This window comes from Jiangella aurantiaca (assembly GCF_004349105.1).
GTDB lineage: Bacteria > Actinomycetota > Actinomycetes > Jiangellales > Jiangellaceae > Jiangella > Jiangella aurantiaca.
This window is the reverse complement of the sequence record NZ_SMLB01000012.1, coordinates 62,230-85,777: the sequence shown is the minus strand read 5'-3', so window position 1 is coordinate 85,777 and position 23,548 is coordinate 62,230. Positions and strand designations below refer to the sequence as shown.

Annotated in this window: 24 protein-coding genes and 1 pseudogene; 12 read left to right on the top strand and 13 right to left on the bottom strand. The window is 73.9% G+C overall.

Going from position 1 to position 23,548, the window contains the following annotated elements:
• Positions 1–329 precede the first annotated feature (329 nt).
• Positions 330–605, top strand: coding sequence for a hypothetical protein (locus tag E1262_RS11475; protein ID WP_132103264.1), 276 nt, complete (start codon positions 330–332; stop codon positions 603–605).
• Between the two features lie 97 nt (positions 606–702).
• On the opposite strand, the gene E1262_RS11470 is transcribed toward E1262_RS11475, so the two are convergent.
• A complete protein-coding gene (locus E1262_RS11470) occupies positions 703–1,602 on the bottom strand; it encodes a siderophore-interacting protein (protein WP_203453780.1) in 900 nt (299 codons plus the stop codon).
• A 238-nt stretch (positions 1,603–1,840) separates the two neighbouring features.
• Between E1262_RS11470 and E1262_RS11465 the strand changes: the two genes are divergently transcribed.
• The 5 genes and pseudogenes from E1262_RS11465 to E1262_RS30865 all read left to right on the top strand — a co-directional run.
• Entirely contained in the window at positions 1,841–3,697 is a 1,857-nt protein-coding gene (locus tag E1262_RS11465) for a calcineurin-like phosphoesterase C-terminal domain-containing protein (RefSeq protein WP_132103263.1), read from the top strand.
• A 117-nt stretch (positions 3,698–3,814) separates the two neighbouring features.
• Entirely contained in the window at positions 3,815–4,612 is a 798-nt protein-coding gene (locus E1262_RS11460) for a thymidylate synthase (RefSeq protein ID WP_132103262.1), read from the top strand.
• Entirely contained in the window at positions 4,609–5,067 is a 459-nt protein-coding gene (locus E1262_RS11455) for a dihydrofolate reductase (RefSeq protein ID WP_132103261.1), read from the top strand. Before E1262_RS11460 ends, E1262_RS11455 begins: the two co-directional genes overlap by 4 nt.
• A gap of 25 nt (positions 5,068–5,092) precedes the next feature.
• A complete protein-coding gene (gene solA, locus E1262_RS11450) occupies positions 5,093–6,289 on the top strand; it encodes an N-methyl-L-tryptophan oxidase (protein WP_132103260.1) in 1,197 nt (398 codons plus the stop codon).
• 289 nt (positions 6,290–6,578) lie between these two features.
• A pseudogene (locus E1262_RS30865) lies at positions 6,579–6,851 on the top strand (histidine phosphatase family protein); the annotation flags it as partial.
• A gap of 12 nt (positions 6,852–6,863) precedes the next feature.
• On the opposite strand, the gene E1262_RS11440 reads toward E1262_RS30865, so the two are convergent.
• From E1262_RS11440 to E1262_RS11430, 3 genes are all read right to left on the bottom strand, one after another.
• On the bottom strand, positions 6,864–7,781 hold the full coding sequence (locus E1262_RS11440; RefSeq protein WP_132103258.1) for an RNA polymerase sigma-70 factor: 918 nt from the start codon (positions 7,779–7,781) through the stop codon (positions 6,864–6,866).
• Between the two features lie 66 nt (positions 7,782–7,847).
• Positions 7,848–9,398 carry an apolipoprotein N-acyltransferase gene (gene lnt / locus E1262_RS11435; RefSeq protein ID WP_203453778.1) on the bottom strand — a complete coding sequence of 517 codons (1,551 nt, stop codon included), beginning with the start codon at positions 9,396–9,398 and terminating at the stop codon, positions 7,848–7,850.
• 149 nt (positions 9,399–9,547) lie between these two features.
• Positions 9,548–10,141, bottom strand: coding sequence for a dihydrofolate reductase family protein (locus E1262_RS11430; protein ID WP_132103257.1), 594 nt, complete (start codon positions 10,139–10,141; stop codon positions 9,548–9,550).
• 140 nt (positions 10,142–10,281) lie between these two features.
• Here E1262_RS11430 and E1262_RS11425 point away from each other — a divergent pair, with 140 nt between their 5' ends.
• The 3 genes from E1262_RS11425 to E1262_RS11415 all read left to right on the top strand — a co-directional run bounded on the left by E1262_RS11425 (position 10,282) and on the right by E1262_RS11415 (position 13,435).
• The gene (locus E1262_RS11425; RefSeq protein WP_203453777.1) at positions 10,282–11,088 is read left to right on the top strand and encodes an AraC family transcriptional regulator; all 807 of its coding nucleotides are present in this window, start codon (positions 10,282–10,284) and stop codon (positions 11,086–11,088) included.
• A 25-nt stretch (positions 11,089–11,113) separates the two neighbouring features.
• Positions 11,114–12,496 carry a pyridoxal phosphate-dependent decarboxylase family protein gene (locus E1262_RS11420; protein WP_132103256.1) on the top strand — a complete coding sequence of 461 codons (1,383 nt, stop codon included), beginning with the start codon at positions 11,114–11,116 and terminating at the stop codon, positions 12,494–12,496.
• A 264-nt stretch (positions 12,497–12,760) separates the two neighbouring features.
• The gene (locus E1262_RS11415) at positions 12,761–13,435 is read left to right on the top strand and encodes a response regulator (protein ID WP_132103255.1); all 675 of its coding nucleotides are present in this window, start codon (positions 12,761–12,763) and stop codon (positions 13,433–13,435) included.
• Here E1262_RS11415 and E1262_RS11410 read toward each other — a convergent pair.
• The 9 genes from E1262_RS11410 to E1262_RS11370 form a co-directional block, all read right to left on the bottom strand.
• Positions 13,395–14,324 (bottom strand): endonuclease domain-containing protein, encoded by a 930-nt coding sequence (locus tag E1262_RS11410; protein WP_132103254.1) that lies wholly within the window; start codon positions 14,322–14,324, stop codon positions 13,395–13,397. The genes E1262_RS11415 and E1262_RS11410 overlap by 41 nt on opposite strands.
• 122 nt (positions 14,325–14,446) lie before the next feature.
• Positions 14,447–15,298 carry a cytochrome c biogenesis CcdA family protein gene (locus tag E1262_RS11405; protein ID WP_132103253.1) on the bottom strand — a complete coding sequence of 284 codons (852 nt, stop codon included), beginning with the start codon at positions 15,296–15,298 and terminating at the stop codon, positions 14,447–14,449.
• A gap of 2 nt (positions 15,299–15,300) precedes the next feature.
• A complete protein-coding gene (locus E1262_RS11400; RefSeq protein ID WP_132103252.1) occupies positions 15,301–15,906 on the bottom strand; it encodes a redoxin domain-containing protein in 606 nt (201 codons plus the stop codon).
• Positions 15,907–15,935: 29 nt separating this feature from the next.
• Positions 15,936–16,694: an S-methyl-5'-thioadenosine phosphorylase gene (locus E1262_RS11395; RefSeq protein WP_132103251.1), complete on the bottom strand. Its 759-nt coding sequence runs from the start codon at positions 16,692–16,694 to the stop codon at positions 15,936–15,938.
• On the bottom strand, positions 16,691–17,359 hold the full coding sequence (locus E1262_RS11390; RefSeq protein ID WP_132103250.1) for a glycosyltransferase family 2 protein: 669 nt from the start codon (positions 17,357–17,359) through the stop codon (positions 16,691–16,693). Before E1262_RS11390 ends, E1262_RS11395 begins: the two co-directional genes overlap by 4 nt.
• Positions 17,356–17,946 (bottom strand): methyltransferase domain-containing protein, encoded by a 591-nt coding sequence (locus E1262_RS11385; RefSeq protein ID WP_132103249.1) that lies wholly within the window; start codon positions 17,944–17,946, stop codon positions 17,356–17,358. Before E1262_RS11385 ends, E1262_RS11390 begins: the two co-directional genes overlap by 4 nt.
• Positions 17,943–18,395: a hypothetical protein gene (locus tag E1262_RS11380; RefSeq protein WP_132103248.1), complete on the bottom strand. Its 453-nt coding sequence runs from the start codon at positions 18,393–18,395 to the stop codon at positions 17,943–17,945. The genes E1262_RS11385 and E1262_RS11380 overlap by 4 nt, the downstream gene beginning before the upstream one ends.
• The gene (locus tag E1262_RS11375; protein WP_203453775.1) at positions 18,392–19,570 is read right to left on the bottom strand and encodes a molybdopterin-dependent oxidoreductase; all 1,179 of its coding nucleotides are present in this window, start codon (positions 19,568–19,570) and stop codon (positions 18,392–18,394) included. The genes E1262_RS11380 and E1262_RS11375 overlap by 4 nt, the downstream gene beginning before the upstream one ends.
• Positions 19,567–20,211, bottom strand: a complete 645-nt coding sequence (locus tag E1262_RS11370; RefSeq protein WP_132103247.1) for a TIGR04282 family arsenosugar biosynthesis glycosyltransferase — start codon at positions 20,209–20,211, stop codon at positions 19,567–19,569. Before E1262_RS11370 ends, E1262_RS11375 begins: the two co-directional genes overlap by 4 nt.
• 113 nt (positions 20,212–20,324) lie before the next feature.
• On the opposite strand from E1262_RS11370, the gene E1262_RS11365 reads away from it, so the two are divergent.
• From E1262_RS11365 to E1262_RS11355, 3 genes are read left to right on the top strand one after another with little or no spacing between them, the layout of a single operon-like run.
• Positions 20,325–21,026, top strand: coding sequence for a response regulator transcription factor (locus tag E1262_RS11365; RefSeq protein ID WP_132103246.1), 702 nt, complete (start codon positions 20,325–20,327; stop codon positions 21,024–21,026).
• Positions 21,023–22,219 carry a sensor histidine kinase gene (locus tag E1262_RS11360; protein ID WP_132103245.1) on the top strand — a complete coding sequence of 399 codons (1,197 nt, stop codon included), beginning with the start codon at positions 21,023–21,025 and terminating at the stop codon, positions 22,217–22,219. Before E1262_RS11365 ends, E1262_RS11360 begins: the two co-directional genes overlap by 4 nt.
• Positions 22,216–23,535: a hypothetical protein gene (locus E1262_RS11355; protein ID WP_132103244.1), complete on the top strand. Its 1,320-nt coding sequence runs from the start codon at positions 22,216–22,218 to the stop codon at positions 23,533–23,535. Before E1262_RS11360 ends, E1262_RS11355 begins: the two co-directional genes overlap by 4 nt.
• The last annotated feature ends 13 nt before the right edge of the window (positions 23,536–23,548 follow it).

Below are 23,548 nucleotides of genomic sequence, written 5' to 3'. Positions count from 1 at the left end.
ACGGTCGCCGCTCCGCTCGACGAAACGGCGGTGACCGTTGCGTGAATCCTTGACCCCGCCCGCCGGCTGGCAGCGCGTACGTCACCCGCGATGTGGACACCTCACTCGCCTCAGGACCGCACGCCGTGCGTTCGGGTCCCCATGACGGCCCTGACGCGGGTGACGTGTCGCCCGCGCGCGTGCCGCCACGCTCGCATGGAAGCCGGGGCCCATCTCCCGGCCGCGCCCCCGACAATGGAGAGCAGCAGGGGGCTGGCCAACTGCATGCACTCGGCCAGCCAGGGCCCGGCTCACGGCCGAACCGGCATGACCATGGGAAGCTTGGGCGCATGGAAGCGGACCCGGCCGCCGAGCCCCGTCCCCGTGGCCTCGGCGGACCGGCGCTGTTCACCGGCGTGCTCGCCCTGGTCTTCGCGTTCGTCCCGATCGTCGGCGAGTACGTCGCGGCACCGGCGGCGGTGGTGGCCGTCGTCCTCGGACTGGTGGGGTTCGACCGCGCGGAGCGGGGCCTGGCCGACGACGGCGCCCGCGCGCTCACCGGCGGGGTGCTCGGCCTGGTGGCCGGCCTGGTCGTGTTCTTCGTGTTCCTCGCCACGCTCGGCTGAGGGTTGGCCCACCGGCGCGGTCATGGGCCGGGCGGCGTGCTCCGGGTCGACGACGTGCCGCCGACGGCAGACGCGCCCAGCCTCGGCCAGGCCGGGCTCACAATCCCAGCGACTCCAGCCGGGCGATGTACTCGTCCTCCTGCTCCTCCTCGTCGGCGTCAGTCTCCCAGGGCGCGAGCAGCCACTGCTGGGTGGCCTCGTCGAGCGCGGCCAGGCGGCGGTTGTACTCCTCGCCGTTGTCGGTCCAGTAGCCGACCACCTTGTACGCCGACGGCGGCAGCTTCAGCTCGTGCCGCAGGTACCGGCGGGCGTCGCGCAGGACCGCGGTCTCGCCGGCCACCCACACGTAGCCGGGGCCCGACGGCAGCTCGGCCGCGCGCAACGCGCCCGAGAGCCGGCTGGGGCCGTGACCGTTGCCGCCGTAGAGCCACACGACGTCGAGGCCGTCGTCGCGCGACAGCTCGACGCGGTGCGCCGGCGACGGCACTTCGAGCACGGCGCGGGTCCGCACGCCGGCCGGGGCGGCCTCGAGGATCCGGGTCGCGGCCGGCAGCCCGGCGGCGTCGGCCAGCAGGAGCTGCCAGCGCAGGTCGCCGGGCGGGTCGTACATGCCGGTCGGCGTGTTGACGGTGACGACGTCGCCCGGCGCCGCCCGCCGCGCCCACGACGCCGCCACCCCGCCGTCGTGCACGACGAAGTCGATCAACAGCTCACCGCGGCCGCGCCGGAACTCCCGGACCGTGTAGGTGCGCATCGGCGACGGCTCGGCGCCGTCCGGGTAGGTCCAGCGGCCGTTCTCGTGGATGATCGGCAGCACCGGCTCGGCGCCCTCGGGCGGGAAGAAGATCCGCAGGTACTCGTCGCCCACCCCGGTGGACGCGAACCCGGCCAGGTCGGGTCCGCCGAACACCACCCGCACCATGTCGGCGCAGACCGACCGGGCCTCGATCACCTCCGCCCGGAAGAACCGCATGGGCAGGTCGGCACCGACGGCCATCCGCACTCCTCTAACGATCAGGACAGAAGTGAGGAAAGCCTAACCTGCCATCAGCCGCCCCGCGATGCCGCGGCAACGCCCCCGCCCTTTCCGATCCCGCCACCGGCCTGCGACCCGTTGACAACCGGGCTGTCACGGTCCCTTCAGGTCGCGTTGTCTGGGAGTTCCGGATCGTCCGGAAGAGTCGCGGCTGCCGGCCGGTCCGGCCGGCGCTCCGACGACTTCCGGGAGACCCTGTATGTCTTCGAGAGAACGCGTCCTCGCCGCGGTGGCCGGCATCGCCGCCGTCGCGGCGGCCGTCGCGGCACCCGGCGCCGCCGCGACCGGGCGGCACCAGGACTGGGACGAGACCGCCTACCGAGGCCAGATCGAAGTGGTCCGCAGCGATGACGGACCCTCCGACCCGACGGTGCTGAACGGCACCGTCTTCGTCGACCGCGACCGCGACAGCCGCCATGACCGGAACGAGCGCGGCGTAGCCGGCGTCGAGGTCTCCAACGGGCGCGAGGTAGTGACCACCGACCGCCGCGGCCGGTACCGGCTGCCCGTCTACGACAACATGACGGTCTTCGTCACCCAGCCGGCCGGCTACCAGGTGCCGGTCGACGAGTTCAACGTCGCGCAGTTCCACTACAACCACCTGCCCGCCGGCTCGCCCGAGCTGCGCTACGGCGGCATCAGCCCGACCGGCCCCATCCCCGACGCCGTCAACTTCCCGCTGGTGGAGAGCAGCCTCACCGACGACCGCCGGCTGAGCTGCATCATCGCCGGCGACCTGCAGACGTACAACCTGACCGAGGTCGAGTATGCGCGAAAGGGCGCGATCGCCGACCTCGCCCGGCGCAACGACTACCAGGGCTGCGGCAGCCTGTTCGTCGGCGACGTGGTCGGCGACGACCTGTCGCTGTACGACGAGGTGAAGGGACTGTCCGCGCAGACGAACGGACCGGCCCGGTTCCTGCCCGGCAACCATGACCTCGACTTCGACGCCACGACGGCCGTGCACTCGTTCGACACCTTCCGGGCTCAGCTCGCGCCGGCGTACTTCTCCTACGACGTCGGCGAGGCGCACATCATCGCACTGAACACGGTGCGCTACCCGTGCACCCCGGACCTCGACAACGTCGATGGCCTGCGCCCCGGGTGCAACGACCCGGTGAACCGGCCGCGCTACAACGGCCACATCGACGAGACCCAGATGGAGTGGTTGCGCCGCGACCTGGCCAAGGTCGACCGCGACAAGCTCATCGTGATCGCCGGCCACATCGGCCTGCTGAACTGGGCCGACGAGGGCAGCGCCATCCACCAGGTCGACCAGGTCCGCGAGGTGTACGAACTGCTGCACGGCCGCAAGGCGGTCGCCCTCGCCGGGCACAGCCACTCGATCGAGAACATGCGCACCGGCGACGCCATGCAGGGATGGCGCGACCTGTTCGGCATCGACAGCCTGCCGTTCCCGCACATCACCGTCGGCGCCATCGCCGGTGACTGGTTCTCCGGCCGGGTCACCGAGGACGGCTACCCCACCGCCATCCAGCGCGACGGCGGCCGCCCGGGCGTCCTCACGCTCGACCTCGCGGACTCCTCGTTCCAGGAGCGGTTCACCGTCACCGGCGAGAACGACCGGGTGCAGACCCAGCTCGGCCTCAACACCCCGACGTACCGCGAGTGGTACGTCGCGCGATCAGCGTGGAACAGCAATCCGGTCGGTGCGGCGCCCGAACTCGGCGACCCGCTCGTCGTCGACCAGGCCGACCTCGCCGGCGGCACCTGGCTGACGACGAACTTCTTCATCGGCGGCACCGGATCCACCGTCACCGTCCGCCTCAACAACCACCGGCCGCGCCAGGCCGTCCGCACTCAGCCCATGCGCGGCGAGGACCAGTTCGTCGGCCCCGAATGGTCCGACCCGGCCGCCGTCGCCGAGCAGCTCGTCCACGGTGGCAGCGTGGCCAACCGGACCATGCACCTGTGGCGGTTCGAGCTGCCCACTGACCTGGCCCCGGGCACCCACCAGGCCCACGTCACCGCCACCGACGTCCACGGCCGGCGCTTCGCCGACACGCTCACCTTCCAGGTGGTCGCGCAGCGCTGATCCGTTCCCCCTCGGGGCCGCCATCCGCTCGCCGGGTGGCGGCCCCGCCCCGTCCGAGCGCCGGTGCGTCCGCGGTTCGCCGCGGCGTGTGGGAAAGACTCGTCTAAGCTCGCAGATATGCCCGACACGCAGTACGAGGACCTGCTCCGCCACGTGCTGGACAACGGCGCCCGCAAACAGGACCGCACCGGCACGGGCACGCGGTCCATCTTCGGTCACCAGCTGCGCTATCCGCTCTCCGACGGCTTCCCGCTGATCACGACCAAGAAGGTCCACTTCCGCTCGATCGCCTATGAGCTGCTGTGGTTCCTGCGCGGCGACTCGAACGTCAACTGGCTGCGGGAGAACGGCGTCACGATCTGGGACGAGTGGGCCGCGCCGGACGGTGATCTCGGCCCGGTCTACGGCGTGCAGTGGCGGTCGTGGCCGACCCCGGACGGCGGGCACATCGACCAGATCAGCGAGGTGCTGCGCACGCTGCGCGAGAACCCCGACTCCCGGCGGATCATCGTGTCCGCGTGGAACGTCGCCGACATCCCGCGGATGGCGCTGCCGCCTTGCCACGCGTTCTTCCAGTTCTACGTCGCCGACGGCGAACTGTCCTGCCAGCTGTACCAGCGCAGCGCGGACCTGTTCCTCGGCGTGCCGTTCAACATCGCCAGCTACGCCCTGCTGACGCACATGATCGCGGAGCAGGTCGGCCTCGGCGTCGGTGACTTCGTCTGGACCGGCGGCGACTGTCACATCTACGACAACCACGTCGAGCAGGTCCACACGCAGCTCGCCCGCGAGGCGCGGCCGTTCCCCAAGCTGAGCTTGAAGCCGGCGGACAGCCTGTTCGACTACACCTACGAGCACATCGCGCTCGACGGCTACGACCCGCACCCGGGCATCAAGGCGCCGGTGGCGGTGTGATCGGGCTGGTCTGGGCGCAGGCGGCGAACGGCGTCATCGGCCGCCACGGCACGCTGCCGTGGCACCTGCCCGAGGACCTGAGGCACTTCCGCTCGCTGACCGCGGGCGCGACTGTGCTCATGGGCCGCCGCACCTGGGAGTCGCTACCGCCGCGGTTCCGCCCGCTGCCGGGCCGGGCCAATCTCGTGCTGTCACGCACGCCGCAGGAGGGCGTGGCGACGTTCCCCGACCTGCCGGCGGCGCTCGCCGCGGCGTCCGGGGACGTGTGGGTGATCGGCGGCGCGTCGGTGTATCGGGCGGCGCTGCCGTTCGCGGACCGGATCGTGGTCACCGAGCTCCGGGAGTCCTTCGAGGGCGATACGCATGCGCCGGACGTGGGGCGCGCGCCGGACTCCGTCGGGACGTGGCAGGAGTCGGCGACCGGGCTGCACTACCGGTTACTGACCTGGGACTGACCGACCCGCCGCTGGAGGGCCGTTCGTGAAGACCGTCTACGACCACATCGTCATCGGCGCTGGTGCGCTCGGTTCGGCCGCGGCGTACCGGCTGGCCAAGGCGGGCCACACGGACGTGCTGGTGCTGGAGCAGTACGAACTCGGGCACACGCACGGCGCGTCGGAGGACCACTCGCGGATCATCCGGCACGCCTACCACTCCACCGTCTACACCGCGCTCACCCCGGCCGCCTACGCCGCCTGGGACGAGGTCGAGGAGGAGACCGGCCTGCAGCTGGTGTTCCGCGTCGGCGGCCTGGACCTCGCCGTCACCGGCACTCCCGGCGAACGCGAGCTCGACGCCTACGAGGCCTCGCTGGCGCCCCTGGCCGGGACCAGCGTGACGTGGGAGCGGCTGGACGCGGCCCAGGTGGGCTCGCGGTGGCCGCAATGGCGCATCGGCGACGACGTCGTCGGCCTGTTCCAGCCCGACGGCGGCATCCTCGACGTCCGCCGTGCCACCGCCGCGCACATCGCGCTGGCCCGCGCCCGCGGCGTCGAGTTCGCAGCCGGCACCACCGTGCTCGGCCTGTCCTCGACCGACACCGGTGTCACCGTCGCCACCAGCCGAGGTGGGTTCAGCGCCGGCTCGGTCGTACTGTGCGCCGCGTCCTGGACGCCGACGCTGCTGGCCGGCCTCGGCGTCGACTGGCCGATCACGCTCAGCCAGGAACAGGTCAGCTACTTCGCCACGCCGAACCTGCGCGACTTCGCCCCGCATAGGTTCCCGATGTGGATCTGGCACGGCGAGCCGTTCTTCTACGGCTTCCCCGTCTACGGCGAGGTCGCGGTCAAGGCCGCCCGCGACCTCAGCGGCCACTTCGTCACCCAGGAGACCCGCACCGAGGTCCCCGACCCGGCCCAGACCGAACTGGTCGCGGCGTTCCTGCGCGACCACCTGCCCGGCGCCGTCGGACCGGAGCTGGTCAGCAAGACCTGCGTCTACGACCTGCCACCGGACCGCGAGTTCGTCCTCGACCACGTGCCCGGCCACCCGCGCATCGTCACCGCCATCGGGGCTGGCCACGCCGCCAAGTTCGCGTCGCTGCTCGGGCAGATCCTCGCCGCTCTCGCCACCACCGGCACCACCAGCCACCCCATCGAGGCCTTCCGCGCCGACCGCCCCGCCCTCACCGACCCCGCCTTCGTCCCGTCGTACCGGCTGGCCGCCGCGGCGCCCTGACCGCGCGGTCGCTGACCCGATCCGTGGGTCGAGGTAGCCCGGGCCGCGGCGGCGCTGCCGACGCGCGACGACGCCGGACACCACCGTCACGTTGATCATGGCGAAACGCGGGTTCGGGAGGCGCCTGAACCCCGATTTCTCCGTGATCAACTCCGGTCGCCGGGACGGGACGGGCGAGAGGACGCGCACACGCTGCACGCGGCGCGCTGACGTCACTCGGCGCCGCGGTCGACGCCGAGCGTCGTCACCGAGACCGGCGGCGTGCTGTCCCATGCCGCGATCGTCGCCCTGGGCCGGCTTCTTCGACGGTTTCGCCGCCCTCGCGCCGGACGGCGACACCCACGAGGTGCTGGTCACGCACGCCTACCCCATCGCCGGGCTGGTGCGGCACGTACTGGACGCACCGCCGGCCCGGTGGCTCGGCCTGGGCAGCGCCAACACCGGCCTCACCGTCATCGAGTACCGCACCGGCCTGCCGGACGCACTGGTGATCTTCAACGACCTGCGCCACCTGCCGCACGAGCTGCGCTGGACCGGGTTCCGCCGCACGGTCCGGCCGTGAGCCCGCCCGCGGTCACCCGCGGCGGGCCCGCCGGACCTCGTGGACGACGGCCCAGGCGTCGGCCAGCGGACCCAGGTGCCCGAGCTTGTCGGGGTTGGCGACAGAGCGGATCGCCTGGATCCGCCCGTCGAGCACGTCCAGCGTCATCGTGGCGACCAGGGCGCCGTCCCGGTCGCGGACGACCGCGCCGGGCTGGCCGTTCAGCGTGCGCGGCTCGACCGTCGCGCCGATCGATGCCAGCAGCGGGAAGAGCGACGCGGTGAAGCGGGCCACGTTGTCGGCGCCGAACACGCCCTTGGCCAGCGCCGGCGCCTTGCCGCCGCCGTCGCCGACCATCTGCACGTCGGCGGCGAGCAGCTCCCGCAGCCCGTCGACGTCACCGTCGCGCAGCGCGTCGAAGAAGCGGGCCGCGAGCTCTTCGCGTTCGTGGCGGTCGGCGGCGAACCGGGGCCGCCCGTCATCCATGTGCCGCCGGGCCCGGACGGCGAGCTGCCGGCAGGCCGCCTCCGACCGGCCCACCGCCGCGGCGATCTCGGGGAAGCCGAACCCGAACACCTCACGCAGCACGAACACCGCCCGCTCCAACGGGCTGAGCCGTTCCAGCAGCAGCAACGCCGCCATCGACACCGAATCGGCCAGCTCCGCCGACCGGGCCGGATCCTCATACGGATCGGTGGCCAGTGGTTCGGGCAGCCACGGCCCGACGTACTCCTCACGCCGGACCCGGGCCGAGCGCAGCACGTCGATGGAGATCCGGGTCACCACCGCCGAGAGATACGCCTTGACCGACCTCGGCTGGGTCGGGGTGGTCTCATAGCGCAGCCAGGTCTCCTGCACCGCGTCCTCGGCCTCACTGACGCTGCCCAGCAGCCGGTACGCGATGGAGAACAACAGCGGCCGCAACTCCTCGAACTCCTCGGTCCTGGTCACGCCGCCTCCGCCTTGAACCCCTCGCGCCCGCATTACGTCACACTCCTCGTCCGGTTGCCGCTCACCTCACCGAGACGAGACAGCCCGCCGCCCCGTGACATGGACGACGACGGCGGCGGCCAGTGGCAGCGCGACCAGCAGCAGGACCGGCCAGTCGCCGGTGCGGGCGTACGGGGTCAGGCCGGTCCGCAGCGGCACCCGCCGGTCCAGCAGCTCCTGGGTGCCCAGCCCGCTGAGCCGCGTCACCGACCCGTCCGGGAGCACGATCGCGGAGTAGCCGGTGGGCGCGGCCTGCAGGACGGTGCGGCCGAACTCGCGGGCGCGCAGCCGCGACGCGGCCACCTCGATGGCCGGGACCTCCTCCCCCACGTATGACGACGCGTTCGTGGGCGCGAGCACCAGCTCGCCGCCGTCGCGGACGCCGTCGGCGACGCGGTCGGCGAAGAACACCTCGTAGGAGATGACGATCGCCAGCGGCTTCCCGGCCGCCTCGACGACGGCGTCGGTGCTGCCGACGATCGCGTCGCGCGGCACGAAGCGGGTGTCGTCGCTGAGCAGCTCGAACAGGCCGCGCAACGGGATGTACTCGCCGAACGGGACCCGGTGCCGCTTCTCGTAGCGGTCGGCGTGGTCGCCGTCCGGTCCCCACACGACCGAGGCGTTGCGGAATCCGTGGTCCTGACCCTCGGTGACGCCGACGACGAGCGTGGTGCGCAGCCGCCGGGCCTGCTCGGCGAACGTCTCGTCCAGCGCGGTGCCGGCGATCGGGCCATCGACGTCGGCGACGTTCTCCGGCAGCAGGACGACGTCGGGCTCGCCCTCCACCCGCTCCAGCGTGGCCAGGTGCCGGTCGGTCGCTTCCATGGAGTCGGTGAAGATCGCCCGCAGCCCGCGCGGCCCGCCGCCCTGGACGATCACCGCGTCCAGGCTGCCCGCGCCCTGTGTGCCGGGGGCGCCACTCAACGCGATCGGGACGGCGACCGCGACGGCCGCGGTCGCCACAGCCACGATCCGGGTCCGGTTCGGCCCGGCCACCAGCGCCGCGAGCGCGCCGCCGGTCAGCGCCGCGAGCGCCGTCACGAACAGCGCCCCGCCCAGCGGCGCGAGCGCCAGGAACGGGCTGCCGACGAGGCTCAACCCGAGTGCCGGCAGCGGGAAGCCGCCGAACGGGAAGCGGTACTGCACGGCCTCCAGCAGCACCAGCGCCGCCGGCGCGACCAGCCACCAGCCGGCCCAGCGGCCGGCCGACCGGCCCGGCGACACCACCGCGACCAGCGTCAGCAGCAGCGTCTCCAGCACCGCGACGGCGGCGTAGCCCGGCGGGCTGAAGTCCGTCATCCACCGCAGCGCGACGACGTAGTGGACCGCGCCGCACAGCGCGGCCAGCCAGACGCGGTCGCGCAGCCGGTGCCCGGCGAGCGCCAGTACGAACCCGGCCACGCCGAGCGGGAACAGCGGCCACCAGTCCCGCGGTGGCAGCGCCAGCCACCACAGCAGCGCGACCGCGACCATCAGCGCGGAGCTGGCGGCCCGCCGCTGGGCAGCCGGGCGGGCGGCCCAGCGCTCCGCGACCGCGAGCAGGGAACGGCCGGCCGTCGCGGTCACTGGTCGACGCACCTGCTCACCCCTTCGGCCCGGCCGGCCGCCGGTCGCGGCCATCCTACGTAGTAGGCCGTTGGCGCACTCGCCGGCGCCGTCGGACTAGGCGTCTTCACGCTTCACCAGGTGCATGCCCGGCAGAGCCGGAACACGTCAACTCAACGTGATCAGTCGTAGGTGACCCCGTAGCGCAGATGGGTGACATTCTTCCCCTCGACGACCTGCAGCAGCTCGAGGTGGGTCCGGTCGTTCTCGATGTTGTCGAGGTAGCGGACGCCCTCGCGCATCAGGATCGGCACGAGGTCGACCCGGATCTCCTGCAGCGCGCCCAGGTTGATGCACTGCTGGGCGATGTTCGGCCCCGCGACGCCGATGTCCTTGCCGCCGGCGATGGCCCGCGCCTGCTCCAGCGCGCTCTCGACGCTGTCGACGAAGGTGAACGGCGCATCCGGAATCGGCGGCCAGTTCGCCGGCGGCGGCCGGTGCGTCACCACGAACGTCGGCGAGTCGTTCGGCGGCTTGCCGCCCCAGCCGTTGGCGTGGTCGAAGATCCGGCGGCCGGCGATGAACACGCCCTCGGTCTCGTTCTGCCGCCAGTAGGCGGCGCTCGCCTCGGACATCCTGAACGTGATCGGGTAGCCGGCCGGTTTCACCTCGACGTCGCCGTTGGAGTACCAGTCGAAGAGCGCGCCCACCGAGTCGTCCGGGTCCGCGACGAACCCGTCGAGCGACATGGTGAAGCTGGAGAAGACGACGCCCATCAGTGCCTCCTGGTCGGGACGGTTCCAGTGACAGCCAGACTCCACCCGGCCGCGGAACTCATCGGCGGCGGGGCGCGCCAGGGGCCACGACTCGAGCAGCGCCGGGGCGGCCGGCCGGCCGGCCGCGCTACGGTGAGGGCGTGCGCGACACGGCCAGGTACTGGGCGCATCCCGCCGTCCCGGGCGTCGACCTCATGTGGGCGCGCTTCGTGCGCCATGCGTTCGCGCCGCACAGCCACCCGACGTTCGCGATCGGCGTCGTGGAGCGCGGGCTGGAGAAACTGCGCATCGGCGACCGGACGGAGTACGTCGGGCCGGGTGGGCTGGTCCTGATCAACCCCGGCCTGGTGCACACCGGGGCCGCCGCCGCTGCCGGCGGCTGGACGTACCGGGTGCTGTATCCGCCGGCGGACCTGCTGGCCGAGGCGACCGGCGCCGGCGCGCCGTGGTTCGGCCCGTCCGTGGTCGACGACCACGACGCCGCCGAGGCGGTGGTCGCGGCGCACCGCGCCGCGGAGGAGGGCGACGCGCTGGCGTCGAGCACCCTGCTCCTGACGACGCTCGCAGGCCTCGGGTCGCGCTACGGCCGGGCCCGCCGCGACCGCACCCGCCGCCGGGCCGGCGCCCGCCACGCCGCGACAGCACGCGACGTCCTGCAGGCTCGGCTGGCCGACCCGCCGAGCCTGGACGAACTCGCCGGACTGGTGGGCGTCGGGCGGTTCGCGCTCGTCCGCGCCTTCCGCGAGCGGTACGGGTTGCCACCCCACGCGTACCTGAACGAGCAGCGGGTCCGGCGGGCCTGCGCGCTGCTCGAGGCCGGCCACCCACCGGCGGCGGTCGCGGCAGCGGTGGGCTTCGCCGACCAGGCCCACCTGACCCGCCACTTCCGCCGCATGATCGGCGTGCCGCCCGGGCAGTACCGGCGCAAGAACGTTCAAGACCGCTGACCGGCCGGCTCCTACGCTCGCCCGCATGCACTCCGAGCTGGAACCGGACCGAGCGACGCGGACGCTGTGGGCGAAGGGCGTCCTCGACTATCTCGACGACTTCATCGACGGGCTGCCGGCCGCCCCGGCGAGCTGGGACCGAGCGGCCGGCGCGTCGGCGGCCGCGACGGAGCCACCGGCGGCGGGACCCCGACCGCTGCCGGAGCTGCTGACCCAGGTCGACGGCTCCGTCGCCGCCGCCGTCGAGACCGCGGGACCCGGCTATCTCGCCTACTTCCCCGCCGGTGGCCTGTACTCGTCCGTGCTCGGCGAGCTGCTGGCCCAGACGGTGAACCGCTATACCGGGGTCGCCAGCACGGCCCCGGGCCTGGTGGGACTCGAGCAGAGCGTCGTCCGGTGGTTCTGCCGGCAGTTCGGGCTCCCGCACGGGGCTGGGGGCCTGATCACGACCGGAGCGTCGCTGGCCACGCTGACGGCGGTGCACGCGGCGCGCACCGCCCGGTTGCGCTGGCCGGACCCGAAGGCGGCCATCTACCTCACCGAACAGACCCATCACTGCGTCGCGAAGGCCGCCCGTATCGCCGGCTTCACCGACGACCAGCTGCGGCTCGTACCTGTCGACGCCGAGCTGCGGATGGACGTCGCCGCCGCCCGAGCGGCGATCGAGCGCGACCGCGCCGGCGAGTGGCACCCGTTCCTCATCGTCGGCACGGCGGGATCCACGAGCACCGGCACCGTCGATCCGCTGCCGGAGATCGCGGCGCTCGCGGCGGACCAGGGTCTCTGGCTGCACGTCGACGGCGCCTACGGCGGCGGGTTCCAGCTCACCGAGTACGGACGGTCGCTGCTGGCCGGTGTCGAGCTCGCGGACTCGATTACGTTCGATCCGCACAAGAGCCTGTTCCTGCCCTACGGCACCGGCGTCCTGCTGGTCCGCGACCAGGCGACGCTGCGCGCCGCGCACAGCGCGGACGGCGACTACCTGCAGGACCTCGTCCGCGATCCCGGCCTGCCCGACTTCGCCGATCTCGGGCCGGAGCTGACGCGCGACTCCCGCGGACTCCGGCTCTGGCTCCCCCTGCACCTGCACGGCGTCGAGGCGTTCCGGGCCGCGCTGGACGAGAAGCTGGAGCTGGCGCGCTGGGCGTACGACGAGCTGCGCTCCGACCCGCACCTCGACGTCCCGCTACGCCCTGACCTCACCGTGATCGTCGCCCACTCGACCGCCGGCGACGACGCCACCCGCCGCCTGCTGGACCGCGTCAACGCCGGTCGCCGGGTGTTCCTGTCGAGCACCCGAGTGGCGGGCAGGTACGCGATCCGCCTGTGCGTCCTCAGCCATCGCACGCACCGAGACCGCGTGGAGGAAGGGGTCGCGGCGATCCGCGCCGCGGCCCGCCGCATGTGACGGTGACGGTGACGCCACGCCTACGCCGTCCTGAGTTGATCTTGGAGTAGAGCCGCCAATTCTGACCGGAATGTCCGATGGGTACCGGCGTTACTCCACAATCAACCTGGGAAGGGTGCGCGAAGGGCGGGCACCACAGCACCGGCATCGACGCGGCAGCGGGGCCAGGTCCATCATGCCGAGCTCGGCGCTGCTGCCCAGCGTCGCCGGGGCTGGGGACCTTGGTCCTCGGCCGGCACCGCCGGGTGGCGTACCGTCGTGATCATGGGCACCGACCGTGTGATCAAGGTCTTCCTGCTCGACGACCACGAGGTGGTCCGGCGCGGGGTGTCCGCCCTGCTCGAGACCGAACCCGACATCGAGGTGGTCGGTGAGGCCGGCACCGCCGAACAAGCCATGGCGCGTATCCCCGCGCTCCGCGCCGACGTCGCCATCCTCGACGTCCGCCTGCCCGACGGCGACGGCGTCACCGTCTGCCGCGAGATGCGCTCCCGCCTGCCCGGCCTGCAGTGCCTCATGTTCACCTCGTTCGCCGACGACGACGCCCTCTTCGACGCCGTCATGGCCGGCGCCGCCGGCTACGTCCTCAAACAGGTCCACGGCACCGACCTCATCGGCGCGGTCCGGGCGCTGGCCGAGGGCAAGTCGCTGCTCGACCCCGAGAGCACCGCACGCATGCTTGCCCGGCTGCGCGACCGCGCCACCCGCACCGACCCGCTGGCCGCCTTGACCAACCAAGAACGGCGCATCCTCGACCTCATCGGCGAGGGTCTGACGAACCGGCAGATCGGCGAGCGGATGTTCCTCGCCGAGAAGACCATCAAGAACTACGTCTCCAACCTGCTCGCCAAACTCGACCTGAACCGCCGCACCCAAGCGGCGGCACTGTCGGCCCAGCTCAAGGCCGAGCAGCACCGCGACGACCGAGCGGAGCGATGACGAACGCCTGACGCATGCGGACGTGGCGGGCGACTCGCTGCACGGTTCGCTCGGGATAACGGAGCACATCGTCGGCGGTGAGCGTGATGACGATCCAGCCGAGGTCGCGCAGCTGTTCGTCGCGGTACCGGTCGCGTCGCCATTGTCGCTGATCGGTGCGGTGGTGGTCGCCGTCGTACTCGATGGCGATCCGCAGCTTCGGGTAGGACAGGTCGGGCCGGGCCAGCCAGGCGCCGGTCTCGTCGACGACGTTCAGGCCGACCTCCGGGCACGGGAGACCGGCGTCGACGATGAGCAGCCGGACTCGCGTCTCCATGGGTGAATCGACGCCCGGCCGGATCAGCCGCAGCGCTTCACGGGCGCGGACGATGCCGCGCCGGCGGGTGAGCGCGGCGATCTCGTCGTGCAGGCGTTCCGGCGTGGTCCAGTGACGCACGATCGCGTCGCCGAGTGTCACGAGATCGTCCAGCCGCCAGGTGGCCGCGAGGTGCGCGAACGTCCGCTCCGGCCGAACCACGGGCAGGCCGCTGACCTCGATGACGGTGTCCGGGTCCAGCCCGGTGTGGCCGACGACGCCGCTGAGCTGCGGCACGACCACCCCGGGCGGCACGATGACATGCACGGCGCCGTCGACACGGGGCACCGGCAGCCGGCACAGCGCTGCCGCGGTCTCATGCGAGAACGCCGCTCCGTCAGGTACGGCGAGACGGGCGGCCCGGCAGGTCAGCTCGAAGGACTCCGGCATCGCCGCCGGAATCCGGACACCACGGAACGGCCGCCGGAACTGCGGCCCGTCCAGCAGGTGCTTCAGCAGCCCGGCCTTGGCGGCGTCCATGACACGGAACGGCTGCGAGCGGAAGGGCTCGGGGACGTCGCCGTAGTGAGGCACCGCCCGATCATCACCCGAACCGGCGGACGGTGCCGAAAGTTATCCACAGCCTCCGCCCCGGCCCCGGTTGATCATGGGAAAGTCCCCCTCTCACGGGCGCTGAGAGGAGGACTTCTCCATGATCAACGGCTTGTCGGACGCCGGATCCTCACCAGGCCCACGATCAGCGCGATGCCGGCGACGACGACGGCAGCGGCGGCGAGCCACCGCGGCCCGAGGTCGGCGACGACGCCGCTGAGGCGGCCCTGGAGCTCGAGTGCCGCGTCGATGACGGGATCCGCCGGGTCGCCGCCGGCCCGCACCCGCAGCTCGTAGACGCCGTAGTAGACGACGTAGCCGCCGGCCAGCAGGAGCAGCACCCCGCTGACCCGCGACACGTACGGCAGCAGCCGCCGGGCCCGCCGCACGACGGCGTCGCTGCCCAGTGCGACCGCCGCGGCGAGCAGGCCGACCACGAGGCCCATCCCGACGCCGTATGCGACGAAGGCGGCCAGCCCGCCGAGGATGCCCGACGACGTGAAGGTGGCCGTGGCCATCGCGAGGAACGGTGCGACGGTGCAGGACAGGCTGGCCACCGCGTACGCGACGCCGTACCCGGCCATCGACCACGCCGACGACGAGGGCGCCGCGCCGGACAGCCGTGGCGTCCGGACGACCAGCTCCCGGCCCGCGACCAGCCAGCCGCCGAGTGCGACCAGCGCGACCCCGATCACAATGGTCGCCCACGGCAGGAACCGCTCGACGGACACCGCCGCCGGCACCACGACCAGCCCGAACGCGCCGAACACGGCGACGAACCCGGCCGTCATCGCCGCGGTCGTGACGCCGGCCCGGCGCAGCGCCGCGGCGGTGCCGGGCGGTCCGCCCTGCGCGACCAGCAGGGTGAGGTACGTGGGCAGCAGCGCGAAACCGCACGGGTTCAGCGCCGCCACCGACCCGAGCAGCAGGGCGAACTCGATCGGCACGTCACCCATGGTCAGCCCGTGACCAGCCGCTCGACCTCGGCCACGATCTCGTCCTCCTCGAGCGGCCCGCGGATCACCTCGACGGTGCCGTCGGCAGACACGAAACCGATGTCGTACTGCTGCGTGACCCCGAACCGGCTGTAGACGGCGCCGTCGCGGTCGTCGATGTGGGTGATGCCCTCGACGCCGCCGTCGGCGATGAACGCCTCCATGGCCGTGAGGTCGCCTGACAACCCGGCCACGCCGACGAACGCCACCTGCCCCTCGTACTGGGCGGCGAGGTCGGCGATGAGCGGCGCCTCCCGCTGGCACACCGGGCACCACGGCGCCCAGAACCACAGCACGGCCGGCTGGCCGGCCAGGCTGGCACCGTCGAACGTGCCACCGTCCACGGTCGGCGCGACGAAGGCCAGCTCCTCCGGGACCGCGACCTCGGGGCTCGGCGTGGTGGACGCCGGCGGCGGCTCCGTCGTGGCCGTACTCGACGGCGTGGGCGACGGCGTCGCCGCGGTGCTCGACGGTGCCGGCGCGGCCTCGGTCCCGCCGTCGTCGGCGGAACCGCACGCGGCGAGGAGGAGGGCTGCGGCGATGGGACCGAGCCGGGTGGACGGGCGCATCGTGTCTCCGATCTTCGGGTCGGGGAGGGTCAACGCGTCGCCAGGCCGGCGACGGCGGCGAACAGCAGGGTGCGGACGCGGTCGATGTTGGTGCGGAACACCTCGAAGACCTCGTCCTGGCTCACCGGTGGCACGTCCGGCTCGCCGTCGAGCCCGGTGTCGTAGTCCGTGACGAGGGCGATGCCACCGAAGTCCAGCCCGGCCTCGCGGGCCAGTGCCGCCTCGGGATACTGCGTCATGTTGACGACGTGCCAGCCGGCCTGACGGTGCCAGGCGGACTCGGCGCGGGTGGAGAAGCGCGGGCCGTTGATCACCACCACCGTGCCGCCGTCGTGCATGGTCGCCCCGGCCGTCCGCCCGGCGTCCAGCAGGGCGCGCCGGACCCGCAGAGTGTAGGGGTCGGCGAGCGAGACGTGCCGCGGGCCGTCGTCGAAGCGGTCGTAGAAGGTGTCGGCCCGGCCCCAGGTGCGGTCGACGAGCTGGTCGACGACGACGAAGTCGCCGGGCCGGATCTCCGGGCGCAGCGACCCGGCCGCGAACGGCGCCACCAGCGTGTGCACACCCAGCCGCCGCATCGCGTCGACGTTGGCGCGGTAGTTGACCCGGCTCGGCGGCAGCTCGTGGTGCTGACCGTGCCGGGGCAGGAACGCCACGCCGACGCCGTCGACGTCGGCCACCGTCACCGGCGCGGACGGCGCCCCCCAGTCGGTCTCCACGTCCACCGTCTCGGCGTCGGCGAGGAGGCTGTAGAACCCGGACCCGCCGAAGATCCCGATCTCTGGTGTCACCGCTGCTCCTTGTCGATCAGGCGACGGGTCTCGGCGAGCCGCCGCCGCATGTCCAGCACCGCGCGGACGGTCCCGCCGACGGTGCCGGTGACCTTGCTCTTCCCGGTGCGCGGATGGTACGGCACCGGCCGTTCGGCGACCCGCCAGCCGGCCCGTCCGGCGCGCAGCACCATCTCGAGGGGCCAGCCTGACCGCCGGTCGGCCAGGCCGAGGCCGAGCAGGGCGTCCCGGCGGGCGGCCCGCATGGGCCCGATGTCGGTGAGCCGGACGCCGGTGTAGGCGGCCACCCGCCCGGCGAGGTAGCGGTTGGCCACCCGGACGTGCGGCGGCATCGCGCGGCCGCGCCGGGCGCCGAGCACCAGGTCCGCCGCCCCCGCGGCGACCGCACCGGCGATGTCCGGCAGGTCGTGCGGGTCGAGTGAGGCGTCGCAGTCCATGAAGCACACCACCTCCGACGTCGCCGCCGACAGGCCCGCGAAGCAGGCGGCGCCGAACCCGCGCCTGGGCTCGTCGACGACGACGGCGCCGTGCGCGGCCGCCACCGCCGCCGAGCCGTCGGCGGAGCCGTTGTCGACCACGATCGGGCGATAGCCGGCGGGCATCCGGCCGAGCACCCATGGGATGGCGGCGGCCTCGTCCAGCACCGGCAGGACGACGTCGATCATTCGACCACCCGGGCCACGCGGGCGAACCACCGTCCGGCCGCGACGTGCCACCCGGCCAGTCGCAGCCCGGCCGCGGCGGCGACCCGGGCGAGATCGTCGGCGGCCACTCGAGCCCACGGGAACCAGCCGCTGATCTCGCCGTCGCGTTCCAGCCGCGCCTCACCCCGCCACGAGCCCGCGCCCGGCGGTGCGGTCTCGACCACCACCCGCCCGTCTCCGGCAAGCAGCCGGGCGACGCGCCGCAGCAGGTCCGCCGGCGCGCCGCCGATGCCGACGTTGCCGTCGAGCAGCAGCACGCTCTGCCACCGGCCCTCCCCCGGCAGCGCGTCGAACACCGAGTGGCGCAGCGCGGTGGCGCCACGCGCGCGGGCCTGGTCGACGGCGTGCGCCGACGCGTCGACGCCCAATGCGGGAACACCGAGCTCGGCCAGCGCCACCACCAGCCGGCCCGGCCCGCAGCCGAGGTCCAGGACCGGTCCGCGCAGAGATGCGAGCAGTGTCCGCTCGGTGGCCGTCGCCGGCGCGGTCCATTCGGCCACCGCCAGCGGCCGCGCGGACCCGTCCCGGTCGCGCATCACCACGGTCATCCGGCCGGCCTCCGTTCCCGCCTCCACCGCGCCGTCACGACGGCGCCGACCACCAGCCAGATCAGCGCCAGCACCACCAGCAGGTTGCGGCCGTACTCCAGCGGCAGCGCGCTGGGCACCGACGGCGACCGCCCCCAGCCACGCACCACCGGCCAGAACAGCACCGTCAGCAGCGCGGTCAGGGCGAGCCCGAGCCGGACCGGCAGCCGGGCGGCCCGCGGCAGCCACCGCGTGCCGAGGGCCACGACGATCACCGCGGGCGCCACGACGGCGTCGTGCGCTACGCCGGCGCCGCCCAGCCAGACCGCCAGGTCGGCGGGGTGCGTGTCGGCGCGGTCGCCCCACGCCCCCACGAGGCCGTAGCCGACGATCCCGGCTCCGGCGACCAGGCAGGTCCAGAAGAACGGCCCGGACGGGGTCCGCCGCGGCGCCGCGGCCGGCTCGGTCATGCCCGGATCACCACCAGGTCCCGCACCCATTTCGTCTGCAGCACGCCGGCCCGGTTTGGCCCGATGAGCCGGCACGGATACCCGTGGTCGAGGTCGAGCCGCTCGCCGTTCAGGGCGACGGCCAGCAGGGTGTCGGAGTCGCGGGCCTGCAGGTGGTTCAGCTCCGATGTCCGGTACCGGCCGCCGGCCTGCAGCGACTCCACCCGCACGGTGACGTCGTCGTGCGGGTCGACGCCGGCCGCCGCCAGCAGCTCGGCGACCGGGACGCCGCGCCACCGGGCCGACACGCTCCAGCCCTCGACGCAGGCGATCGGCAGCTCGGCCTCGCGGCGCGCCAGCCGGTCGAGGTCGCCCGCGGTGAGCTCGACCGGCCGCGCCACGGCGCCGGTGACCCGCAGCCGGTACGCCGGGTCGGCCGCGGCGTCGACGACGCCGGCCTGGACGGCGCTGCGGTTGACCGGCACGCCCTGCGGGCCGATGTCCGGGCGGCGCTGCGCGAACAGCGTCAGGGGGCGCAACGCCGGCAGCGTCTGGCCCGCGGTGGTGACGGTGACCACGCCCATGGCGACGGCCACCGCGCCCAGGAAGCCGCGCCGCCCCAGCGCGCCCGGGGCGGCCGCCGCGACCGGGTGGCCGGGCCGGGCCAGTGCCGCGCGGGCGACCGCCGCCTTCGCACCGATGTGCGCGACCAGCGCGCCGATGGTGATCCACGCGACCCAGTAGTGCGCGGCGGGGAAGAAGAACGTCCACGGGTACCAGCGCGACACGTTGGCCACGCCGGAGAACAGCTGGAACACCGCACCGCAGACCAGCGGGACCAGCATGAGCCGCTCGGCGGCGTGCGCGGCGCTCGTCACGGGCGGCCAGTGGAACAGCCGCGGGTACACCGACCACAGCTTCGCCAGCAGCAGCGGAACGGTGGCGAAGCCGGTCGCCACGTGCAGGCCCTGCGTCACCCGGTACAGCGACGCGGGCCGCGGCGGGATCGGCAGCCAGTCCACCGGGTGCTGCTGCAGGTGGGAGTAGAGGCCGGTCAGGAAGCAGATCAGGAAGCAGGCGCCGAGCGCGATGCCCAGGATCGCGGCGGTGCGCGCATCGTGCACCGGCCGCCGCAGCGCCTCGTCGCGGGCCGTCCCCACGGCGCGCAGCCGCTCCGGCACTCGCGGCAGCGTCACCGCGGCTCCGCCCCGGCGAGCAGCGCGCGCACGACGCCGGCGGTCCGGGAGTCCGGGACCGCGTCCGCCACCGCGACCGCGTCGGCCGCCGTGTCGATGTCGCGCAGCACCGGCAGCGGCGTCACCGTCAGGCCCAGCGACCGCAGCCGCTCGGCCTGACGGGCGCCCGTGTGCGGCGTGCTCATGGGCACGCCGTCGAAGACACCGCGCCGCCACCGCCACAGGCCGAGGGCCCACCAGCCGCCGTCCTCGGCCGGCCCGAGCACCGCCGTCCGCGGGCCCCCCTCGACGATCAGGCGGAGCGCGTCGTCGAGCAGGAAGGGCGTCACCTGCGGGGTGTCCATGCCCAGCTGGACGCCCGGGCCGCCGGCGTACCGCCAGGCCGCCGCCAGCCGGGCGCCGAGTGGCCCGCGCACCTGCCGGACGACCTCGAAGCCGGGCGGCAGCCACGGCCCGGGCCGGCCGTCGAGGGCGAGGATGCGCCGGTCGGCGCCACACCGGGCGACGGCGTCGAGCGTGTCGGCGAGGGCCGCCTCGGCGACGCGCGCAGCCTCGACGGGGTCCAGCGGCGGGCAGAGGCGGGTCTTCACCCGGCCGGGGACCGGCTCCTTCGCGACGACGAGCACCTGGGTGGCGTTCACCCTCCCGACCGTAGGGTCGACCGGCTGTCCTGATCCTTACAAGCCGCGAAACTCTGCCGCCGTGCCCGCCCGACCTGGGGCGAAGCGGTCACCGGCAGTGGCATGGTGGAGCCATGGATCCCGGACCGGCCCAGCGCGTGCTGGTGGTGGACGACGACCCGGCGCTGTCCGAGGTGGTCGGGCGGTACCTGCGCCGCGACGGCTTCGAGGTCGACTACGCCGCCGACGGCACCGCCGGCCTGGCGAAGGCCCTCGACACCCTGCCCGACCTCATCGTGCTCGACCTCATGCTGCCCGGCCTCGACGGTCTCGAGCTGTGCCGCCGGCTGCGCCGGGTCGCGCCCATCCCGGTGGTGATGCTCACCGCGCTCGGCGAGGAGAACGACCGCATCGCCGGCCTCGAGATCGGCGCCGACGACTACGTCACCAAGCCGTTCTCACCCCGTGAGCTGTCCGCCCGGGTCAAGGCGGTGCTGCGCCGGGCGGCGGCCGGGAACGTCACACCGTCGACCGCGGCGCGCCAGCTGACTGGCGCCGGCTGCGAGGTCGACCTGGTCGCCCACCAGGTGCGGCGGAGCGGCGAGCTGGTGGCCCTCACGACCAAGGAGTTCGATCTGCTCGTGCACTTCATGACGCATCCGGGCGTGGCCTACCGGCGCGAGGAACTGCTCGAGGCCGTGTGGGGCTGGCGCTTCGGCGACACCTCCACCGTGACGGTGCATCTGCGGCGGCTGCGGGAGAAGATCGAGGACGACGCGTCGGCGCCGCAGCACCTGCTCACCGTCCGCGGCGTCGGCTACCGGTTCCAGCCATGACCCGGCAGGCCACCACCGTCTCGGTCCTGGCGACCGGCCTCGTCGTGGCCGGCGTCATCGCCGCCTCCGCCGGCATCCCGACCCGCGACACCGTGATCCTCGTCGCGGTGACGGCGCTCGCCGCCGGCGCGGCGTTCCTCGCCGGCGCCACCGTGCTACGCCGGTTCCGCGGCCGCCCGGTGCGCACCCAGGTGCTCGTCGTCGCTGTGTCGTCGCTGCTCATGACGGTGGCCGGCGTCGTGGCCGCGGCGCTGGCGATGTTCATCTCGACGCACGACCTCATGGCGTTGTTCGTCGTCGTCGCGGTCGCGACGGCCATGGCGGTCGGCGCGGCGCTGCAGCTCGGCGACGACATCGGCACCGGGACGAGGCAGGTCGGGCACCTGGCCCGCACGATGGTCGACGGCGGGGATGGACCGGCGGCGGTCACCGGTCCCGGCGAGCTGGCCACGCTCGCGGCGGAACTCGCCGACGTGTCCGCCCGGCTGGACGAGTCGCGGCGGCGCGAGCGCGCGCTGGAGGCGTCGCGGCGCGAGCTGATCGCCTGGGTGTCGCACGACCTGCGCAGCCCGCTGGCGACGATCCGCGCGATGGCGGAGGCGCTCGACGACGAGGTGGCCGACGACGCCGCCACCGTCCAGCGCTACCACCGGCAGATCCGCGGCGACGCCGAACGGCTCACCGCCCTGGTCGACGACCTGTTCGAGCTGTCGCGGATCAACAGCGGCACCGTGCGGCTCGGGCCCGAGCTGGTCTCGATCGGCGACGCGGTCGCCGAGTCGCTGGCCGGTGCGGCCTCGCACGCCTCGGTCAAGGGCGTGCAACTGGTCGAGGAGCTCGACGACCTGCCCGCTACGGAGGTGTCGGCCCGCGAGTTCTCCCGCGCCCTGAACAACCTGCTCGACAACGCCATCCGGCACACGCCCGCAGGCGGCCGCGTCGTCGTCCGGTGCGGCCGCGACCACGACGGCGCCGTGCTGCAGGTCATCGACGAGTGCGGCGGTATCCCGGAACCCGACCTGGACCGCGTGTTCGACGTCGCCTTCCGCGGCGACACCGCGCGCGGCCGCGACGCCGGCGGCGGCGGGCTGGGACTGGCCATCGCCCGCGGCCTGGTCGAGGCGCACGCCGGCTCCGTCGAGGTCGCCAACCACGACCGCGGGTGCCGATTCACCATCCGGCTCCCGGCGTGACGGAGTCCGCGGCGCTCGCGGCCCGGCCGGTGCAGGCCAGGGCGCCGCGCCGCCGGACGGTCGTCGTCTGGGTGCTGGCCGGATGGGTCCTGCTGCTGGTGACCGCCCGGGTCTGGGGCCTGGCCCTGCCCGCCGACGACCTGCATCTGGGCGCCATCCCGCTGTACGGCCGCTGGGAGCTCGCGCCGGTCTGGCGGCTGGCCGCGCCGGTCGCCGCAGGCGCGGCGGCCGTGCTGGTGCTGCCCGGGCTCGCGGCGCGCTGGCCGTGGCGGCGGGTGCTCGGCGCGGTGGCGGCGACGGCGATCGGCTGGAGCCTGGCGCTGGCCGCGGTCGACGGCGTTGACGGTTTCGCCGACATCGGGCAGGCGTACGGCCGGCACATCGGGCTGGTCGACGAGCGCGGCGGTCCGGCGGCGTTCCTGCGCACGTACGTCGAGCACCAGGACGCCGTCCCGGTCCATCTGCAGGCGCACCCGCCGGGACTGGTGCTGGCGCTGTGGGCGTCGGCCCGCGCGGGGTTGTCCGGTTCCGGGTGGGAGACGGCGCTCGCGATGGCGGGCGTCGCCGCCGCGGCCGTCGCGGCGCTGGTGATCGCCCGCGAGGTCGTGTCGGAGCGGTCCGCCCGCCGGGCCGCGCCGTTCCTCGTGCTGGCACCGGCGGCCGTCTGGCACACCAACGCGGACGTCGTCTTCGGCGGGCTGGCGCTGACCGGTGTGGTGCTGGTGGTGATCGCGACCGGCCGGGCCGGCCGATCGCGGTGGGCGCTGGCGGGTGCCGGCGGCGCGGTGTTCGGGCTGGCGCTGCTGTTCTCCTACGGCGTCGCGCTGCTCGCGGCGCCGATCGCTGCGGTCGCGCTGTGGCGACGCAGGCCGGCCGTACTGGCCGTCGCGGCCGGGGCGGGCGCCGTCGTCGTGGCGCTGCCGCTCCTCTGGGGGTTCTGGTGGCTCGACGGGCTGGCCGCGACCCGCGTCCAGTACTACGCCGGCGTGGGCGCGGACCGTCCGTACGAGTACTTCCTGCTGGCCAACCTGGCGGTCTTCGCGCTGGCCGTCGGCCCGGCGACGGCGGCCGGGCTGGCCCGGCTGCGCGATCGGCGAGCCTGGCTCGTCGTCGGCTCGGGGCTGGCTGCGGTGCTGCTCGCCGACCTGTCCGGGCTGTCGTCTGCCGAGACCGAGCGGATCTGGCAGCCATTCATGCCGCTGGTGCTGCTGGCCGGCGGCGCGCTGGCGACGTCGGCCGGTGGGGCCAGGCGATGGCTCGCGCTGCAGGTCGCCGTCGCCGTCGTCCTCCAGGCGGCGCTGCGCTCACCCTGGTGAACACGAAGGAGAT

Bases quoted from the DNA above. Each gene is read 5' to 3' on its own strand.
- E1262_RS11475 (WP_132103264.1), top strand. From the start codon at position 330: ATGGAAGCGGACCCGGCCGCCGAGCCCCGTCCCCGTGGCCTCGGCGGA.
- E1262_RS11470 (WP_203453780.1), bottom strand. From the start codon at position 1,602: ATGGCCGTCGGTGCCGACCTGCCCATGCGGTTCTTCCGGGCGGAGGTG.
- E1262_RS11465 (WP_132103263.1), top strand. From the start codon at position 1,841: ATGTCTTCGAGAGAACGCGTCCTCGCCGCGGTGGCCGGCATCGCCGCC.
- E1262_RS11460 (WP_132103262.1), top strand. From the start codon at position 3,815: ATGCCCGACACGCAGTACGAGGACCTGCTCCGCCACGTGCTGGACAAC.
- E1262_RS11430 (WP_132103257.1), bottom strand. From the start codon at position 10,141: ATGGGCGTCGTCTTCTCCAGCTTCACCATGTCGCTCGACGGGTTCGTC.
- E1262_RS11420 (WP_132103256.1), top strand. From the start codon at position 11,114: ATGCACTCCGAGCTGGAACCGGACCGAGCGACGCGGACGCTGTGGGCG.
- E1262_RS11415 (WP_132103255.1), top strand. From the start codon at position 12,761: ATGGGCACCGACCGTGTGATCAAGGTCTTCCTGCTCGACGACCACGAG.
- E1262_RS11405 (WP_132103253.1), bottom strand. From the start codon at position 15,298: ATGGGTGACGTGCCGATCGAGTTCGCCCTGCTGCTCGGGTCGGTGGCG.
- E1262_RS11400 (WP_132103252.1), bottom strand. From the start codon at position 15,906: ATGCGCCCGTCCACCCGGCTCGGTCCCATCGCCGCAGCCCTCCTCCTC.
- E1262_RS11390 (WP_132103250.1), bottom strand. From the start codon at position 17,359: ATGATCGACGTCGTCCTGCCGGTGCTGGACGAGGCCGCCGCCATCCCA.
- E1262_RS11385 (WP_132103249.1), bottom strand. From the start codon at position 17,946: ATGACCGTGGTGATGCGCGACCGGGACGGGTCCGCGCGGCCGCTGGCG.
- E1262_RS11380 (WP_132103248.1), bottom strand. From the start codon at position 18,395: ATGACCGAGCCGGCCGCGGCGCCGCGGCGGACCCCGTCCGGGCCGTTC.
- E1262_RS11365 (WP_132103246.1), top strand. From the start codon at position 20,325: ATGGATCCCGGACCGGCCCAGCGCGTGCTGGTGGTGGACGACGACCCG.
- E1262_RS11360 (WP_132103245.1), top strand. From the start codon at position 21,023: ATGACCCGGCAGGCCACCACCGTCTCGGTCCTGGCGACCGGCCTCGTC.